Consider the following 18,177-nt stretch of genomic DNA (forward strand, 5'->3'; position numbering starts at 1 on the left):
TTGGCTGGTTATCTGACGACCCATGTTCTGGACACGGCGCGCGGCTGCCCGGCCGGAGGGCTGAAAATCACGCTCTACCGAATTTCGGGCGACACGCGCACGAAACTTGCCGAGACCGAGACCAACGCGGACGGGCGCACCAACGCGCCGATCCTGCCGCAGGATATGTTTGAAACCGGCACTTATGAATTGGTTTTTTTCGCCGGGGACTACTTACGTGCATCTGGTCAGGACGAGGATGATCCCCTGTTTCTGGATCAGGTTCCCATTCGGTTCGGCATGTCAGACCCTCAGGCGCATTACCACGTGCCCTTGCTGCTGTCGCCTTACGGCTACTCCACCTATCGCGGAAGCTAGAGCGGCGCGCTCCCGCCCGTCGGAAGCCCCTGTCGGGGCCACCTCCCGTTGGGCCAGGCAGCGCGCCCTTCGGGCACGCTGCGGTACCGCCTGGATGAACGCGCACCTGTAATTCAATGCGCAACCGCGCCGCGGCTTTGCCGCGGCGCTTGGCCCAACGCTGTGAAGGGCCGGAACGGCACAAACAGGGGCGGGAGGTCGCCTAGGCTGATTGCTCCGAGGCGCGGACCACCTTGCCGATCCGCTCGATCATGAAATCCATGAACAGGCGCGCCTTGGGATCCTGATGCCGCCGGTGCGTGTAAAGGCACGCCATCTGGACCGGAACAGGCGGAGTTTGCGTCGCCACGGCCACCAAGCGCCCTGCCTTGAGATGATCTGCCACTTCGAAAACCGGCTTCATCGCAATGCCCTGCCCCGACAGTGCCCAGTCGGTCAGCACATCCCCGTCGTCGCATTCAAACCGACCGGATACCGCGAACCGTTTCGGCCCCTCGGGCGTTTCCAGCATCCACTGAAACTCGGTCGCGCCCGGAAACCGCAGGTTCAGACATTCATGCTTGTCTGCGATCAAGTCGGCTCCGTTCTCGGGCATCCCGCGGCGAGCCACATACTCCGGCGCTGCACAAAGAACACGCTGGCAATCGGCGATCTTGCGAATGCGCAAGGTGCTGTCCTCGGGCTGGCCGATGAAAAACGCCAGATCCAACCCTTCGGTGGTCAGATCAACCGACCGGTCTGTCAGCCGCAGACGCACGTCGATCTCGGGATATTCAGACAGAAAATCAGGTACATGCGGCGCAAGCAGCCGCCGCCCCACCCCCAGCGGAGCGGCCACGAACAGCGACCCGCGCGGCGCTTCGGTCAGATGGGTGACCTGCGCCTCGGCCTCGTCCACAGCATCCAGCACAGCGACCGCGCCGGGATAAAACGCCTTGCCCTGCTCGGTCGGAGACAGGTTCCGCGTGGTGCGCTGAAACAGACGGACGCCCAGATGATCCTCCAACTGAGAAATTCGCGCCGAAGTCACCGCAGGCGAAATCCGCAAATCCCGCCCGGCGGCGGACATGCTGCCCAGATCATAGACGCGAACAAAGGTGCGGATGTTGTCGAGATAGGACATCTTATCGTTTTTTTTGATACAGTTTGACAATATACGGGAATACCGAAGAAAAGCCCCTTTGCCTAGTGTGACGGCAACTGATCGGAGAGAGCTTTCATGTACGACTTCGCCGTGTTCTGGGACTGGATGGCTTTTGGCGTGCGCTGGCTGCACGTCATCACCGCAATCGCCTGGATCGGATCATCATTTTACTTCATTGCGCTGGATCTTGGCCTGAACCGCGATATCCCCGGCCCTGCGGATGGTGAGGAATGGCAGGTGCATGGCGGTGGCTTCTATCACATCCAGAAATATCTGGTCGCGCCCGAACGGATGCCGGACCATCTGACCTGGTTCAAATGGGAAAGCTATGCAACCTGGCTCAGCGGTGCTGCGCTGCTGATGATCGTCTATTGGGTCGGCGGAGAGCTGTACCTGATCGACGCGCAAAAGGCCGATCTGGCGCTGTGGCAGGGTATTCTGATCTCGGCAGCCTCTCTGACCATCGGCTGGCTGATCTATGACTACCTGTGCAAGTCCGGTTTGGGCGAGCGCCCGACCCTGCTGATGGTTCTGCTGTTCGCGCTGCTGGTGGTCATGGGCTGGGGATACAACCAGATTTTCACCGGGCGCGCGATGATGCTGCATCTGGGGGCGTTCACGGCCACGATCATGACCGCAAACGTGTTCTTCATCATCATGCCGAACCAGCGCATCGTGGTCGATGACCTCAAGAACGGGCGCACACCGGACCCGAAATACGGCAAGATCGCCAAGCTGCGGTCGACCCATAACAATTACCTGACGCTGCCGGTCGTGTTTCTGATGTTGTCGAACCATTACCCGCTGGCCTTCGCGACCCAGTACAACTGGATCATCGCCGCGCTGGTGTTCCTGATGGGTGTCACTATCCGGCATTACTTCAACACCCGCCACGCGCGGGCAGGCAACCCGACATGGACATGGGCGGTGACGTCGTTGCTGTTTATAGCCATCATGTGGCTGTCCACTGCGCCGATGTATGCGCCTCTGGAAGAGGCCGAAGCGCAGCCCCTGACCCCGTTCGAACAAAAATTCGCATCTGCCGAAGGCTTTGAAGAGGCGCATGACATTGTGCTGGGTCGATGCTCGATGTGCCATGCGCGCGAGCCTGTCTGGGATGGCATACTCTGGGCCCCCAAAGGCGTTTTGCTGGAAACCGAAGGCGATATCGCGCGAAACGCCCGGCAAATCTACCTGCAATCCGGTGTCAGCCATGCCATGCCACCGGCCAACGTCACCTTCATGGAGCCCGAAGACCGCCAGGCCATTGTCCGGTGGATCAGAAACGCCGGTCTCTAAGAAAGCGGGGCGTCGCGAACACAGCGGGTCCCAAAACACCGCTTTTCCCCGTTTAAGGTCTTTGCCTGATCGCCATCAGATGCTCTAACATGAAATCAATAAGCTGCGAGGTATGACACGCAGCACAACGATTTCGGCTTGGGGCAGTTGGAACCATATGATGACCAGGGGCAGTCCGCGTCGCCTTTTGAAAGGCTTGGTTCTGGGCGCATTGCTGGTGCTGTCCCCCGATATTGCCGCTGCGCTTGAAACCAGGCTGACGGCACGCGGGGCGCCCAAAGATCTGGTTGAACGACTCCGGGATACGTCATCCGTCCTGACTGCGGACTCCCGCGGGCTGGATACTCCGCTCGAAGTCTTGTCGGCCGCCCTGTCCGATTATCGCACCATCGTGCAGATCATGTATGACGAGGGTTATTTTGCACCCGTCGTCAGCATCAAGCTGGACGGGCAGGAAGCTGCCGAAATCAACTCGCTGGAGGTTCCGGCTCAGTTTAAACGCGCGGTGATCCGCGTAACACCGGGACCGACATACAAGTTTGGCACGGCGGTCGTACAACCCGTCGCCCCCGGGACAACGCTGCCCGAAGGTTATGCAAGCGGTAAGCTGGCCACTACGGGCGCCATTCAACAGGCCGCGTCGGACGGTGTTCAGGGGTGGCGGAACGCAGGCCACGCCAAAGCCGTTGTCGCGGATCAAACGGTCATCGCCCGGCATGCGCAGGCACAACTGGACTCGACGATTGATCTGGATCCCGGGCCACAGCTGACCTTTGGCAAGATGATCATTCAGGGCGACACGAAAGTGCTCCACCGATCAATCGAGAAGATTGCGGGCTTTCCGTCGGGCGAGGTTTATTCCCCCGAGCAGCTGCAGAAAGTTGGCACCCGGCTACGCCGGACCGGAACATTCAGCCTGGTTTCGCTCAAGGAACGCGAAACGCCCAACCCGGATGGAACGCTGGATTTCGACGCCACTTTCGAGGACCTTCCGCCGCGCCGCATCACGTTCGGGGCTGAGGTCGCTTCGCGCGAGGGGATCGACCTGACCGCGACCTGGACCCACCGCAACGTCTTTCGCCGGGCCCAGCGGCTGCGGTTCGAACTTGCTTTGCGCAACATTGGTGGCACTGAAAATCTTGACGGTCGGATTGGCCTGCGCCTGGATCAGCCCGACCGGCTTGGGCCGGATGACAACACCTTCTGGAATGCCTTGCTGGAACGGCGCAACACCGAAAACTACAACGTGTCCGTTGCATCGCTGGCCTATGGTTTGCGGCGCACGTTTTCCGACAGGCTATACGCCGAAGCTTCGGCTGGGTTTCAATTGTCAGACGCGGATGATGCCTTTGGATCGGGGCGAAAGTTCAGGTATTTCATCCTGCCTTTCCGATCCGAATGGGATCAGCGCGACAACAAGGTCAGCGCGACCAGGGGCTACTATCTGGACGCACAGGCGATGCCTTTCGTGGGCCTCTCGGGCACGGATACCGGTATGCGTCTGTTTGCAGACGCACGTGCCTATACAAGCCTTGGCGGCAACGGCAACATTGTCTTTGCAGGACGCATTCAGGTGGGTTCGGTGTTCGGACCGTCCATAGATGGGGTCACTCCGGACTTCCTGTTCTATTCCGGCGGGGCGGGCACTGTTCGCGGCCAGCCGTTTGAAAGCCTCGGAATTCCGGTCGGAAACGAAGTGGCAGGCGGATTGTCCTTCCTGGGCTTGTCCGGTGAAGTGCGCGGGCGTGTCACCGACAGCCTGTCTCTGGTCGGCTTCTACGATTACGGCGCGGTTGATTTGTCCTCGTTCGTTGGCAGCGGGTCGCAGGAACACTCTGGCGCCGGGATCGGGGTTCGTTATGATCTTGGTGGGTTTGGCCCCTTGCGGTTCGACCTGGCCGTGCCGGTTCAGGGCGACACGGGTGAAGGTCTGCAGTTTTACCTTGGGATCGGACAAGCGTTTTGATGCGTCGCACTGCATATCCTCTGCTGATCGCCGCGACAGCGATCATCGCCCCTCTGCCTGCTGTTGCGCAGGACGAAGAGGGTGGCAGCATGATCGAGCGGTTCCTGCAGGACACCTTGTCGGGCGATGACCAAAATGTACGTGTGGTCGGTCTGCAGGGCGCGCTGAGTTCCCGCGCCACGATCCAAGAGATCACCGTCGCCGATGATCAGGGCATCTGGTTGACCATCAAAGGTGCCGAACTGGACTGGAACCGGCTGGCCTTGTTGCGCGGCAGATTCTCGGTCAATGCGCTGGTGGCGCAGGAAATCGACATTGCGCGGGCCCCGGGCACAACAACCAAAGAGGCCCCGCCGCCTTCGGCGGAGACGCAGCCTTTTCAATTGCCGGAACTGCCGGTCGCCATCGAGATTGGCGAACTTCGGATTGATGATCTTTCGCTCGGCCAACCGTTGATCGGGGTTGCAGCCGATCTGAAAGTCGAAGGTAACCTGAACCTGGCAGATGGGACGCTGGATACCAAACTGGACATCGACCGTGTAGACCGTGCAGGTGACACGATCGATCTGACCGCCGGTTTTCAGAACGAAAGCAGCCAGATCGATCTGGACCTGACTGTGACCGAAGCCTCCGGCGGGTTGATTTCGACCGCGCTGGGTATTCCGGACAGCCCCCCCATCGCGCTGACGGCCAAAGGATCTGGGCCAGTGTCGGATTTTACCGCCGATATCGGGCTCAGCAGTGACGATCAGCTACGCGTGACGGGTCAGGTGCGGTTGCGTTCGGCCCCCACAGCAGCAGCAAGCGCCAGCGACGGCATCGCCTTTACCGCCGATCTGGGGGGCGATCTGACGCCATTTCTGACCGAGGATATGGACCCGTTCTTTGGCACCGACACCAAGCTGTTTGTTGATGGCCGGACCCAACCCGAAGGCGCGCTGGAGATTTCCGACATTGAAATCACGTCCGAGGCGCTGAAACTGGAAAGTCAGCTGAGCCTTGCGGCCGGAGGGGCGTTGCAATTGCTGGCGCTTCAGGGCCGGATCACGCCGCCAGATGGGGAAACCGTGGTCTTGCCGGTCAGTGGCGGCGACACATCCATCGGTGCCGCGCAAATCTCGGCCCTGTTTGATGCCCGAAATGGCAGCCTGTGGGATCTAAGCCTGACAGCCAATGAGGTTTCGACCCCACAGGTCAACCTTGAGCACGCCCGGATCAGCGGGCAGGGCACGCTGGATCAAAGCAGCGGGCTGGCACTGAATGGCGACATTCAGGCGGCACTGGACGGGATCGATATGTCCGACCCACCGCTGAACACCGCCATAGGGGATCGCATTACGCTGGACGGTCAGTTTGACTATGGCAGCGACCAGTCCTTGCGGCTGTCTGCCGTCGAACTTGTTGGCAGCGACTATGATCTGACGGCTGACGCACTGATCAGCGGGCTGGCCAGCGGTCTGAAAATCGATGGATCGGCCGCGTTGAACGCCAGTGATCTGACGCGGTTTTCAGATATCGCCGGGCTTGATCTGGGCGGCTCTGCCTCGGTTCAGATCAAGGGCGTCGGGTCGCCGCTTGAGCAGAGTTTCGACGGCACGGTCACCGTCGCCGGGCGCGAACTTGTCACCGGACGTGACGACATCGACCCGGTCATCAAAGGTGAAACCGATATCACTCTGGATGCGAAACGCGGCGCTGATGGCATCACGATCCGCACGTTCACGATCACGGGCGAAACGCTCACCGCGCAGGCCAGCGGAGACGTCACCACCCCGGACGGAAACCTGACCATAGATGGTCAGGCCAGTGTCAAGGCGGATGATCTGTCGATCTTTTCGGGACTGGCCAAGCAAGATCTCTCGGGCGCGGTCGAGGCCGAGCTTGACGGTACGGGAACGGTACAAACGCTGGAATTTGACGGAACTGCGCGTGTATCGGGGAAAAACATCCAGACCGGGTTGGCAGAGTTCGACCCGCTGTTGGAAGGCGATGTTCTGGTTGAGTTTGACGGCGCACGACAGGGCGAAACGGTCACTGTTCGCGATGCAAAGATCAATGCGCAGGTCCTGACCGCGCAAGTTGCAGCCACGATTGAGGACCCGACAGGCAAGATCGGGTTTGATGGCAACGCAAAGGTCAGTGCGCCAGACCTGTCAGTTTTCTCGGGACTGGCCAAACAGCAATTGTCGGGTGCCGTCGAGGCCGAAGTCGATGGGTCCGGCAATGCGCAATCGCTTGAATTCGATGGAACGGCAAAGCTGTCCGGCGACAATCTGCAGACCGGGCTTGCCGAGTTCGATCCCTTACTGGCGGGTCAGGTTCTGATCGAACTGGACGGTGCGCGTCAGGGCGATCAGATCACCATTCGCAACGCCACCGTCAATGGCAACGCGCTGACCGCGCAGGTCGCCGCAACCATCGATGACCCGACGGGTAATTTTGCCGTTGATGGCAAAGCACAGGTCTCGGCACCTGACCTGTCATTGTTCTCGGCGCTGGCCGGTCGCGATCTGGCCGGGTCGATCTCGGGCAATGTGGAAGGCTACGGCACAAAGGGAAGCACGAATTTCGACGTTCAGGGCAACGTCGTTGCCGATGATATCACGACCGGGATCAAACCGTTGGACGCCGTGATAAAGGGGCGCACGACGCTGACTGTAGATGCCGGAGAAGACAGCGAAAAGGGCATCGTCATCCGAACATTCCAACTGACCGGCACCGCGCTGACCGCCAACGCGTCAGGACATCTGGATCGCAGCGCCGGAGGGTTGGATTTCACCGCGCGCCTGGACGATTTGGGACGCCTGTCTCCGGTCATGTCAGGGCCATTGAGCCTGTCGGGCAATGCAGCCCCGACCGGGTCGGGCGTAGAAGGTGAAATCCGGGTCGATGGCCCCCAAAGCTCGTTCGCGGCCCTGACCGGAGCCGTGGACGCAAATGGCGATGCAGACCTGACCTTTAACGCCCGGCTGAACCGGATCGAGCGGTTTGCACCCGAATTTCCCGGCACAGTGACCTCGAACGGAACCGCCCGTAGGGAAAACGGGGTGTGGACGATTGAGTCCTCGGCTCAGGGTCCTGCGAATATCAACAGTACGGTCAACGGCACCTTCAATGAAGCTGAAGGCACCGCTGATCTGAAACTGCAAGGGGGCGCGAATATTGCTTTGGCGAACGCCTTCATCTCGCCCAACACCCTGCAAGGGGCTGTCCGGTTTGACATGGCGCTGAAAGGTGCACCGTCTTTGGATGCGCTCAGCGGCACTATCACAACCTCGGGCACGTCTCTGGCTTTGCCCGAAGTTGGCCAGACCATTACCGGTATCGGCGGTTCCATCGACCTTGCACAAAGCCGCGCTACCATTTCGATGGAGGGCGGCGTGCGCGCGGGCGGCGGGTTCACGATCACCGGACCGGTGGATCTGACGCCGCCTTTCAACGCGCAGATCACCACCACGCTGAACGATCTGGTTCTGACAGACAAGCTGCTTTACGAAACGATCCTGAACGGCCAGATCGCCCTGACGGGTGCGCTGGCGGGGAACAGCAGCTTGGCGGGGCAAATCAATTTCGGAGAAACCAACATCAACCTCGCCGCAGCGACTGGCGCGATTGGCGCGGCCCCTATCCCCGAGATCGAGCATATCAACGAGAGCAATGCCAGTTTTGTCACGCGGGAGCGCGCAAACCTGGTGGCGAACGAAGAGACCACCAAAAGCGACTCGCGGATTGCTCTGAACATCGGTCTTTCTTTTCCCAAGGCGGTTTTTGTCCGGGGGCGCGGCGTGAATGCAGAATTGGGTGGGCGCATTCAGATCGGCGGTACGTCGACCGCTGTGGTCCCGTCCGGTCAGATCGAACTGATCCGCGGGAACTTCGACATTCTGGGCCGTCGTCTGGCTTTGACCAAGGGGATCGTCTCATTGCAGGGCGACCTGACGCCGTTTATCGAGTTTGCCTCGTCCACCAGTACCTCGGACGGCACCGCAACCATCGAAATTGTCGGCCCTTTGAATGCGCCCGAGATCGACGTGTTCTCGGATCCTGAACGCCCGACCGAGGAAGCCCTGGCAATGCTGCTGTTCGGTAACCGGTTCTCGGAACTATCGCCCTTTGTCATCGCGCAGATGGCCGCTTCTCTGGCACAGCTCAGCGGGGCCGGAGGAGATGCCACCAAAGGCGTGCGCGAGGCGACCGGTGTCGACACGATAGACATTGGTGCATCCGAAGGCGGCGCAGGCAGTCTTGGCGCGGGGGCCTATCTGAGCGACAATCTTTATACCGATTTCACCGTCAACACCGAGGGCAACACCGAGGTGAACCTGAACCTCGATGTAAGCGACAGCTTCACCGTGAAGGGAACGGTGGATGGTCAGGGTGAAACCGGGATCGGCATTTTCTTCGGTCGGGATTACTAGCGTCAGAGAAATCCATAAAGAACGAAGGGCGGCCATAAGGCCGCCCTGTTCATTTTGGCTGTATAGTCGTTTATTCCGCCGCGATCGCGTCCTCGATCTTCTCAACACGGATGGCCGAGAACTTGAACTCGGGGATCTTACCATAGGGGTCGATGGCCGAGTTGGTCAGGATATTCGCCGCAGCCTCGACATAGGCGAACGGGATAAACACCATATCCTCGGCAATCGCCCGGTCGGCGCGTACCATGATCTCAATCGAGCCGCGGCGCGTCGTCAGGCGGATCGTCTCGCCCGGTTCGATCCCCATCAGCTTGAGCGTGCGCGGGTTCATCGAACAGTTCGCCTCCGGTTCCACAGCATCCAGAACGTTGGACCGGCGGGTCATCGACCCGGTATGCCAGTGTTCCAGTTGCCGCCCCGTTGTGGCAATCATCGGGTATTCCTCATCCGGGGCCTCATCCGGCGGGATGACGCTGGCCGGGGTGAACTTGGCTTTGCCGCCCGCGCGCGGGAAGCCATCGCCAAACACGATAGACTGGCCCGGATCGGTATCGGACAGGGACGGATAGGTGATCGTCTCGGTTTCAAGCCGGTCCCAAGTGATGTTGTCGAGCGATTTCATCGTCAACTTCATCTCGGCAAAGACCTGAGACACATCGGTATAGTCCCAGTTCAGTCCGATCCGCTGTGCCAGTTCAACGGTAATCGACCAATCCTCGCGCGCCTCACCCGGAGGCGTCACGGCGGGGCGCACCCGCTGTACCTGACGGTTGGTGTTCGAAACGGTGCCGTTCTTTTCATACAGCGCCGAGGCGGGCAGGATGATGTCGGCATAGTTTGCCGTTTCGGTCAGGAAAATATCCTGAACGATCATCAGGTCCAGCTTCGCCAACGCTTCGCGGGCATGATTCACATCCGGGTCCGACATGGCCGGGTTTTCACCCAGGATATACATACCTTTGATGCTGCCCGCATAGATCTGGTCGATGATCTCGGTGACGGTCAGGCCCTTTTCATTCGAGAAGTCGTCCGAATTCCAGACCTCGTTGAACTTGGAGCGGATGCCATCGTCGGTGACAGTCTGATAGTCAGGCAGGAACATCGGGATAAGGCCAGCATCGGATGCACCCTGCACGTTGTTCTGACCGCGCAGCGGATGCAGGCCCGCACCAGGTTTGCCGACGTTACCAGTCATCAAGGCCAGCGAGATCAGGCAGCGCGAGTTGTCCGTGCCGTGGATGTGCTGGCTGACGCCCATACCCCAGAAGATCAGCCCGGCCTTGGCCTGCGCGAAGGTGCGCGCGACCCGGCGCAGTTGATCGGGTTCGATGCCACAGATCGGCGCCATCGCCTCAGGCGTGAACTGGCGCAGATGTTCTTTCTCGGCCTCCCAGTTCTCGGTCCAGCGGTGGATGTACTGGCTGTCATAGAGCTCCTCTTCAACGATCACGTTCATGATCGCGTTGAGCATCGAGACATCAGCCCCCGGACGGAACTGCAGCATTTCGTCCGCGAATTTACGCATACCGACGCCACGCGGGTCCATCACGATCAGCTTGCCGCCACGCTTGGCGAATTGCTTGAAATAGGTGGCCGCGACGGGGTGGTTTTCGATCGGGTTAGCCCCGATGATGATCGCCACATCCGCATCCTTGATGTCGTTAAACGCCGCTGTCACGCCGCCCGAGCCTGTGTTCTCGATCAGGGCTGCCACAGACGAGGCGTGGCACAGACGGGTGCAGTGGTCGACGTTGTTGTGCTTGAAACCCTGCCGAATGAACTTCTGGAACAGATAGGCTTCTTCGTTGGTGCATTTGGCCGAGCCAAAGCCGGCCACGCTTCGCGGGTCTTCGTCGCGCAGGGCTTTCAGCCTGGTGGCGGCCAGGTCCATCGCCTCTTCCCATGTCGCTTCGCGGAAATGGGTCGACAGGTTCGCGGGATCGACATTCAGGCCCTTGGCAGGCGCGTCCTCGCGCCGGATCAGCGGCTTGGTCAGGCGGTGCGGGTGATGGATATAGTCAAAGCCGAACCGGCCTTTGACGCAAAGGCGGCCTTCGTTGGCGGGGCCGTTGATGCCCTCGACATATTTGACCTTGCCGTCCTTGACCTTCAGCGAGACTTTACAGCCCACACCGCAGAACGGGCAGACGCTTTCGGTTTCGCTATCGTAATCCTTGCTGTCACCCTTCTGCTGGTCGTCCAGCACGGTGGCAGGCATCAGTGCGCCGGTTGGGCAGGCTTGAACGCATTCACCGCAGGCCACGCAGGTTGAATCGCCCATCGGATCGTTCTGGTCGAACACCACCTGCGCGGTATGCCCGCGACCAGCCATGCCGATCACGTCATTCACCTGAACCTCGCGGCAGGCGCGGACGCAGAGGTTGCAGTTGATACACGCGTCCAGATTGACGCGCATCGCAACGTGGCTGTCATCCAGCAGCGGGATTTTCTCGGCCTCTTTTGCCGGGAACCGGCTGTCGCTGACATCACTCAGCTTGGCCATGTCCCAGAAATGGCTTGAGGTATCGTGCGCCTCTTTCGGCTGATCCGCGACCAGCAGTTCCATGACCATGGCGCGCGATTTCTCGGCCCGGTCGCTGTCGGTTTTTACCACCATACCGTCTGCGGCAGGGCGGATACACGAGGCGACCAGCGTACGCTCGCCTTCCACCTCAACCATACAGGCGCGGCAGTTGCCGTCGGGGCGATAACCCGGCTGCGGTTTGTGGCACAGGTGCGGGATGGTGAACCCCTGCCCCTTGGCGGCTTCCCAGATGGTCCAGCCCTCGGGCACGGTGACATCTTCGCCGTTCAGGTTGAAGGTGACGGTCTTGTTTGGGCTTGCGTCTAGCATGGCTCTGTCTCCCCTCAGATTTCGTCAGCGAAGTGTTTCATGACAAGGCGGATCGGGTTCGGCGCCGCCTGCCCCAGACCGCAGATCGAGGCGTCGCCCATCACCTGACACAGGTCCTCCAACAGATCGGTGTCCCACTTGTCGGCCTGCATCAGCTTGACCGCTTTTTCACAGCCTGCGCGGCAGGGGGTACACTGGCCACAGCTTTCGTCCTCGAAGAACCGCAGCATGTTCAGCGCCGCGTCGCGGGCGGTGTCCTGATCGGACAGAACCACCACGGCGGCGGAGCCGATGAAGGTGCCATGCGGCTGCAGCGTGTCGAAATCCAGCGGGATGTCGTCCATCGACGCGGGCAGCAGGCCCGACGAAGGCCCACCCGGTTGATACGCTTTGAACGTCTGACCCTCGGCCATACCCCCGGCGGCTTCAATCACATCCAGAATGGTCGAGCCCGCAGGCAGCAGGTAAACCCCCGGCTTCGCGACCCGGCCCGAGACCGAATAGCTGCGCAGGCCCTTACGGCCATTCTTTTCAGTGCTGTTGAGGCATTCCGGCCCCTCACGGCACACTTTCGTGACCCAATAGAGCGTCTCGACATTATGCACGAGCGTCGGGCGGTTAAAGACCCCAACCTGCGCCACGAACGGAGGACGGTGACGCGGCAGGCCCTTCTTACCTTCAATCGACTCGATCATCGCGGATTCTTCGCCGCAGATGTATGCGCCAGCCCCCCGGCGCAGGTCGATATAACCCTTCTCGACAATCCCGGCTTCTTCCAGCGCGGCAATCTCGCGGCGCAGAATTTCCAGAACCGCCGGGTATTCGTCGCGCATGTAGATAAAGCAGGTCTCGGCCTCGACCGCCCAAGCGGCGATCAACATGCCCTCAAGGAAAACATGCGGCGTGCGTTCCAGATAGTAGCGGTCTTTGAACGTGCCAGGTTCGCCCTCGTCGCCATTGACGGCCAGATAGCGCGGGCCTTCGTTCATGCGAACAAAGCCCCACTTCTTGCCCGACGGGAAGCCAGCGCCACCAAGCCCGCGCAGGCCTGAGGACAAGACGTCTTCCTGCACCTTTTCCCAATCGCCGCTTTCGCGCAGTTCTTTCAGTTTGGCATAGCCGCCATTAACCTCATAAGCGGCAAAGGCTTCATACTCCGGCACATGAGCATGGGTGTCTTCGGCAGCAATCGCAGCCTGAACCTTCTCGGGGGTCGCATGGTCGATATGGTTGTGGCCGATCTCAAGCACCGGAGCGGTGTCGCAACGGCCCATGCAGGGTGCCCGGACAACACGAACCTTGGATGGGTCCAGACCGTCCTCCAACGCCTTTTGCAGCTGTTGGGCACCAGCCATTTCGCAGGACAAAGAATCACAGACGCGGATCGTCAAGGCAGGCGGAGGCGTCTCGCCCTCTTTCACCACGTCGAAATGGGCGTAGAAGGTGGCGGTCTCGTAGATCTCGGCCTGACCAATGCGCATCTCGACAGCCAGAGCGGCGATGTGGTCGGAACTGATATGGCCGTGTTCGTCCTGAATCAAATGCAGAAATTCGATCAGCAGATCGCGGCGACGGGGGCGATCGCCCAGCAGGCGCGCGATCTCGGCCTGCGCCTCATCCGTGAACTGACGACCCTTGGGCGTGTGCCGCCCTTTGCCTTTACCTGACTTCCAGACGCCTTTGGGTGCGCCCGATGGCTTGGTATCTAATGGTGCCATGATGCCCTCCGATTCAGGCCCCGTGTCTCATCAGATCAGCATATCGTCAAATCGCATATTTCAATCGCACGATAACGACATCTTATCACCGTAAGGAGGCGACAACGGCTCGCAGCGCCTCGACCGTTGGCAATTCAGGATCGCGGCTGAGCGTGGCCAGACAGATCGGCTTGCTGACCACAGGATCGATCAGAGGCAGTACCTTTGTCCCTTTCAGATCACCCAGCGCCCGCACCAGAATCCGGGGCACAACCGTGGCTGCCAACCCCTCGCGCGCCATGACCATCGAGGCGGTGAAGCCGCTGGTTTCCGCCACCACATGGGGGTGCAGACCCTGTTCGGCGAAGATACGGTCAAGAATACGCCGGTTCTGCATCTGCGGTTCAAGCAGGCTGATGGGAAATTCGGCAACCTGCGCCCATGGGATCGGACCGGTTTCCCCGGTCATATGGGATGGGATCAACAGGACATAGGTTTCTTCATAAAGCGGTTGAACTTCACGCAAATCGGTTCCGATGCTGTCGCCATAGGTGATGCCTGCATCCAGACTGCCCTCATCCAGCCGGTGCTGAATGGCGGTGGCCGACATGGTCTCGATCCGCGCGACGATACGCGGATGGGCGTCGCGCAGCCGCTTGATGAGCCGGCCGGTAAACGCGATCGCAGTCGGAATCACGCCAAGGATCAGTGTCCCGGTGATCTCCCCCTTCGAAGCCAGCACCTGCTGTTCCAGCGCCTTGGTCTCATCCAGAATGCGCCGCGCCCGCTGAACGATCATCTCGCCCTCTTCGGTCAGACCCTGAAACCGGTTGGCGCGGCGCACGATGGAGACGCCGAGCCGATCCTCAAGGTTTCGAATGCGCATCGAGAACGCAGGCTGAGAAATCCCGCACTCCTCGGCTGCCTTGGCGAAATGACGATGCCGCGCAAGGGCGCTGAGCAGTTGAAGGTCACGGATTTCGATCATTTTGAGGGTGTCTCGATAGGCGGGTCGGCACCCACATTAAAGGGGTTTCGACTTGAGAGGAAAGAATGACCCACTGACCCGCTGGAAAACAGCGTTAACGTCAGAAAGAGAACTCAAAAACGCGCAGCCTCGGGAGCATACAGATTGTCGGGTATGCGGGACAAAGCTGCCGTCAGTCGTTAGCGCTTAGCCGTTCCATGTCAGCGTAAACGAAGCTCGCGGTAGGGCTCAGAGCGATGGCAAAGTGAAACGTTTCCCCGTCGGTCTCACTCCGACAAAGCCCAAACATCGAAACTCCCGTATCTCGGTCGGTGGCGTCGGCTTCTTCGAGCCTACAATCCGAAAACGATGCAGCGTCGGTGTGTCCGATTTCAGACATACGCTTGAAATAATACGATGTTGTGGTGATGAGGTAGTCATGGTCGGTTGGTCGGTAAATCGATACAAACAGCAGCCATGTCACCGCGAAACTGGCGACCCCTGTGCCGACCATTTTCCAAGCAATCCGCATTCAACGCCTTTAGTCTGGTTCGCAGCAACATTTTCAACGATTTAGTTGTGCACTTTAGAGACTACTCGGTCAATCTTGGCTCTAAGCGGTCATTAACGTCGGTAAAGTACAACCCATCATGCGCTCAGCTGGGCCGCAGCAATCTACTCTTACGTATTAAACAGGAAATGCATCACATCGCCGTCCTTGACGATGTAGCCCTTGCCCTCGGCCCGCATTTTGCCCGCCTCTTTCGCACCCTGTTCACCATTCGCGGCGATGTAGTCGTCATAGGCGATGGTTTCGGCGCGGATGAAACCCTTTTCGAAATCTCCATGGATCACGCCAGCGGCCTGCGGCGCGGCGGTGCCGGTGCGAATGGTCCAGGCGCGGGCCTCCTTCGGGCCGACGGTGAAATAGGTTTCCAAGTGCAGCAGGTCGTAACCGGCGCGGATCAGGCGGTCGAGGCCGGGTTCTTCCAGACCCATTTCCTCAAGGAACATTTGCGCCTCGTCCACTTCCAGCAGGCTGATCTCTTCTTCGATCTTGGCGCTGATGATGACGTGGGCGTTGCCCTGCGCAGCCGCCATTTCGGCGACCTTGGCGGAATATTCATTGCCCTCGGCGGCTTCTTCCTCGGACACGTTGCAGACATAGAGCACCGGCTTGGTGGTCAGCAGTTGCAGCATCTTCCACGCCTTGGCGTCTTCGGCCGAAACCTCGACCAGACGCGCTGGTTTGCCGCTCTCCAACATCGCCTGCGCCTCGGCCAGCAGGCGGTCCTGCTGCGCCGCTTCTTTGTCGTTGCCTTTCAGCTTGCGCACCAGATTGGCGCGGCGCTTTTCGATGCTTTCCAGATCGGCCAGCATAAGCTCGGTCTCAATCGTGTCGGCATCGGCCACCGGATCAACGCGACCGTCCACATGAGTCACGTCACCGTCTTCGAAACAGCGCAGCACATGGGCAATCGCGTCGGTTTCACGAATATTGGCCAGAAACTGGTTGCCTAGCCCCTCGCCTTTCGACGCCCCTTTCACCAGGCCCGCGATATCCACAAAGGTCATGCGGGTCGGGATGATCCGTTTGGACGACGCAATCGCCGCAAGTTTGTCGAGCCGGTCATCGGGTACGGCGACGTCACCCACATTGGGCTCGATCGTGCAAAACGGGAAGTTGGCCGCCTGTGCGGCTGCGGTCTTGGTCAACGCATTGAACAGGGTCGACTTGCCGACATTCGGCAGACCCACGATTCCCATTTTAAAGCCCATTGCGGCCTCCTGAAGCGATACGACGGCGTCTTCTAGGCAGGTCCGCGCAAATGCGCAACCCGAACGCATGCAGGTCTGTGGTCATCTGCCAGGCGAGTCCGCATGGCAACATCACGGCACTGTGATGCCCCAGTCCCATTGCGAGATGCCTAAAAATTGACCATTAGTCACAGGGTCACCACAACAAAACAAGTCGAAGCACCGTCATGAAATCTCTTTTAATCCTCGTGTTTACGATCTTTGCCGCATCCGCAGTTCAGGCCCAGTCGGTCATTTTTGGCGCGGGCTACGCAGATTTCTCCAGCAGCAACGGCGAAGATCAGACCATCTTTTCGCTGGAATATCAGCATCGCCCATTTCACCAAGCGACGCGATTCAGCGCGGGCTGGGGAACGGCACTGACGGTGGACACCGATGGTGATACGCATATCGGTGCCGGGCTGTTTGGCGTCTACACCTTCGCGGACCGCTGGTTCGCCGAAGTCAGCGTGTTCCCCGGCTATTACAATGCCTCGAATGATGACAATGATCTTGGCGGCAATTTCCAAATCCGCAGCCTTTTGGGCGTCGGCTACACTTTGGACAGCGGCAACAGTATCTCGTTGGCGATCACACACAAGTCAAACGCAAGCACAGAAAGCTTCAACCCCGGAGTAAATGCGCTGTTCCTGCGGTATCATTACGGGTTCTGAGGCAATCTGTCGGTGCGGGATTGATTTCCGGGCCAAGTTTTTGCACATCAGGGTCAAACCTGCATGCAAGGATCACAGATGACCCGTATCGACGCCAAATTCGCGGCCCTGACAGCCGAAGGCAAAAAGGCATTTGTTGCCTATATCATGGCCGGAGATCCGGATTACGACACCTCGCTTGAGATCGTCAAAGGCTTGCCCGGCGCAGGCGTGGATGTGATCGAACTGGGCCTGCCCTTCACCGACCCGATGGCGGACGGCCCGACGATTCAGGCAGCCGGACAGCGGGCGCTGGAAGCCGGCATGACGTTACAGCGCACGCTCGATCTGGCCCGCGCGTTTCGGGAAACGGATGACACGACGCCTATCGTTCTGATGGGGTATTACAATCCAATCTACAGCCGGGGCGTTGAGACCTTTCTGGCCGACGCCAAGGCTGCTGGAATTGACGGGCTGATCGTGGTCGACCTGCCCCCCGAAGAAGACGAAGAACTGTGCCTGCCCGCGCAAGCTGCGGGTTTGAACTTTATCCGCCTTGCCACGCCAACCACAGACGACACGCGCCTGCCGCGTGTTCTGCAAAACACATCGGGCTTTGTCTACTATGTGTCCATCACAGGCATTACCGGTGCCGCCGAAGCGCAGGCCACAGATGTCGGACCAGAGGTGGCGCGAATCAAGTCCGCCACCGATCTGCCTGTGATCGTGGGCTTTGGCATCAACACACCGGAAAAATCCCGTGCCATTGCAAGCGTCGCGGATGGCGCGGTTGTCGGGTCTGCCATTGTCAGCCAGATCGCCGCGGGAAAACCAGTCCCCGAGGTGCTGGAATTCGTAAAAACTCTGTCAGACGGAGCCCACTCGGCCTGACATCCCATCGCAGAAATGCCACCTTCCCGACGGGTACGCCCTTCTGTAGGGCTGCGCGGTCATATCGCGCCGGTGATCGTTGCGGGCCTTCCAAATGATTGGTAAACAAACCTCACCAATCCCGAGGAGGTCCA

General features: G+C 59.7%; 11 protein-coding genes. 6 read left to right on the forward strand and 5 right to left on the reverse strand.

Annotation, left to right across the window (positions count from 1 at the left end; translation table 11 throughout):
* Complete coding sequence (gene uraH, locus ACR0K4_RS08160) at positions 1-357, forward strand: hydroxyisourate hydrolase (protein WP_480853551.1); 357 nt, start codon at positions 1-3, stop codon at positions 355-357.
* A gap of 202 nt (positions 358-559) precedes the next feature.
* Here uraH and ACR0K4_RS08165 read toward each other — a convergent pair whose 3' ends face one another.
* The gene (locus tag ACR0K4_RS08165) at positions 560-1,480 is read right to left on the reverse strand and encodes a LysR family transcriptional regulator (RefSeq protein ID WP_480853552.1); all 921 of its coding nucleotides are present in this window, start codon (positions 1,478-1,480) and stop codon (positions 560-562) included.
* A 96-nt stretch (positions 1,481-1,576) separates the two neighbouring features.
* On the opposite strand from ACR0K4_RS08165, the gene ACR0K4_RS08170 reads away from it, so the two are divergent.
* From ACR0K4_RS08170 to ACR0K4_RS08180, 3 genes are all read left to right on the forward strand, one after another.
* Entirely contained in the window at positions 1,577-2,800 is a 1,224-nt protein-coding gene (locus ACR0K4_RS08170; RefSeq protein WP_480853553.1) for a urate hydroxylase PuuD, read from the forward strand.
* A 160-nt stretch (positions 2,801-2,960) separates the two neighbouring features.
* Positions 2,961-4,766, forward strand: coding sequence for an autotransporter assembly complex protein TamA (locus ACR0K4_RS08175; protein WP_480853683.1), 1,806 nt, complete (start codon positions 2,961-2,963; stop codon positions 4,764-4,766).
* Positions 4,766-9,184, forward strand: a complete 4,419-nt coding sequence (locus ACR0K4_RS08180) for a translocation/assembly module TamB domain-containing protein (protein ID WP_480853554.1) — start codon at positions 4,766-4,768, stop codon at positions 9,182-9,184. Before ACR0K4_RS08175 ends, ACR0K4_RS08180 begins: the two co-directional genes overlap by 1 nt.
* Positions 9,185-9,254: 70 nt before the next feature.
* Here the strand turns inward: ACR0K4_RS08180 and fdhF are convergent, their stop codons facing one another.
* The 4 genes from fdhF to ychF form a co-directional block, all read right to left on the reverse strand.
* Positions 9,255-12,038 carry a formate dehydrogenase subunit alpha gene (fdhF, locus tag ACR0K4_RS08185; RefSeq protein ID WP_480853555.1) on the reverse strand — a complete coding sequence of 928 codons (2,784 nt, stop codon included), beginning with the start codon at positions 12,036-12,038 and terminating at the stop codon, positions 9,255-9,257.
* Between the two features lie 14 nt (positions 12,039-12,052).
* Positions 12,053-13,756, reverse strand: coding sequence for an NAD(P)H-dependent oxidoreductase subunit E (locus ACR0K4_RS08190; RefSeq protein WP_480853556.1), 1,704 nt, complete (start codon positions 13,754-13,756; stop codon positions 12,053-12,055).
* 85 nt (positions 13,757-13,841) lie between these two features.
* The gene (locus tag ACR0K4_RS08195; protein WP_480853557.1) at positions 13,842-14,723 is read right to left on the reverse strand and encodes a LysR family transcriptional regulator; all 882 of its coding nucleotides are present in this window, start codon (positions 14,721-14,723) and stop codon (positions 13,842-13,844) included.
* A 660-nt stretch (positions 14,724-15,383) separates the two neighbouring features.
* Complete coding sequence (gene ychF, locus ACR0K4_RS08200) at positions 15,384-16,481, reverse strand: redox-regulated ATPase YchF (protein WP_480853558.1); 1,098 nt, start codon at positions 16,479-16,481, stop codon at positions 15,384-15,386.
* A 206-nt stretch (positions 16,482-16,687) separates the two neighbouring features.
* Here ychF and ACR0K4_RS08205 point away from each other — a divergent pair, with 206 nt between their 5' ends.
* Positions 16,688-17,173: an acyloxyacyl hydrolase gene (locus ACR0K4_RS08205; protein WP_480853559.1), complete on the forward strand. Its 486-nt coding sequence runs from the start codon at positions 16,688-16,690 to the stop codon at positions 17,171-17,173.
* A 78-nt stretch (positions 17,174-17,251) separates the two neighbouring features.
* Complete coding sequence (gene trpA, locus ACR0K4_RS08210; protein WP_480517586.1) at positions 17,252-18,043, forward strand: tryptophan synthase subunit alpha; 792 nt, start codon at positions 17,252-17,254, stop codon at positions 18,041-18,043.
* The last annotated feature ends 134 nt before the right edge of the window (positions 18,044-18,177 follow it).

It is taken from the genome of Ruegeria sp. K11 (assembly GCF_056531905.1).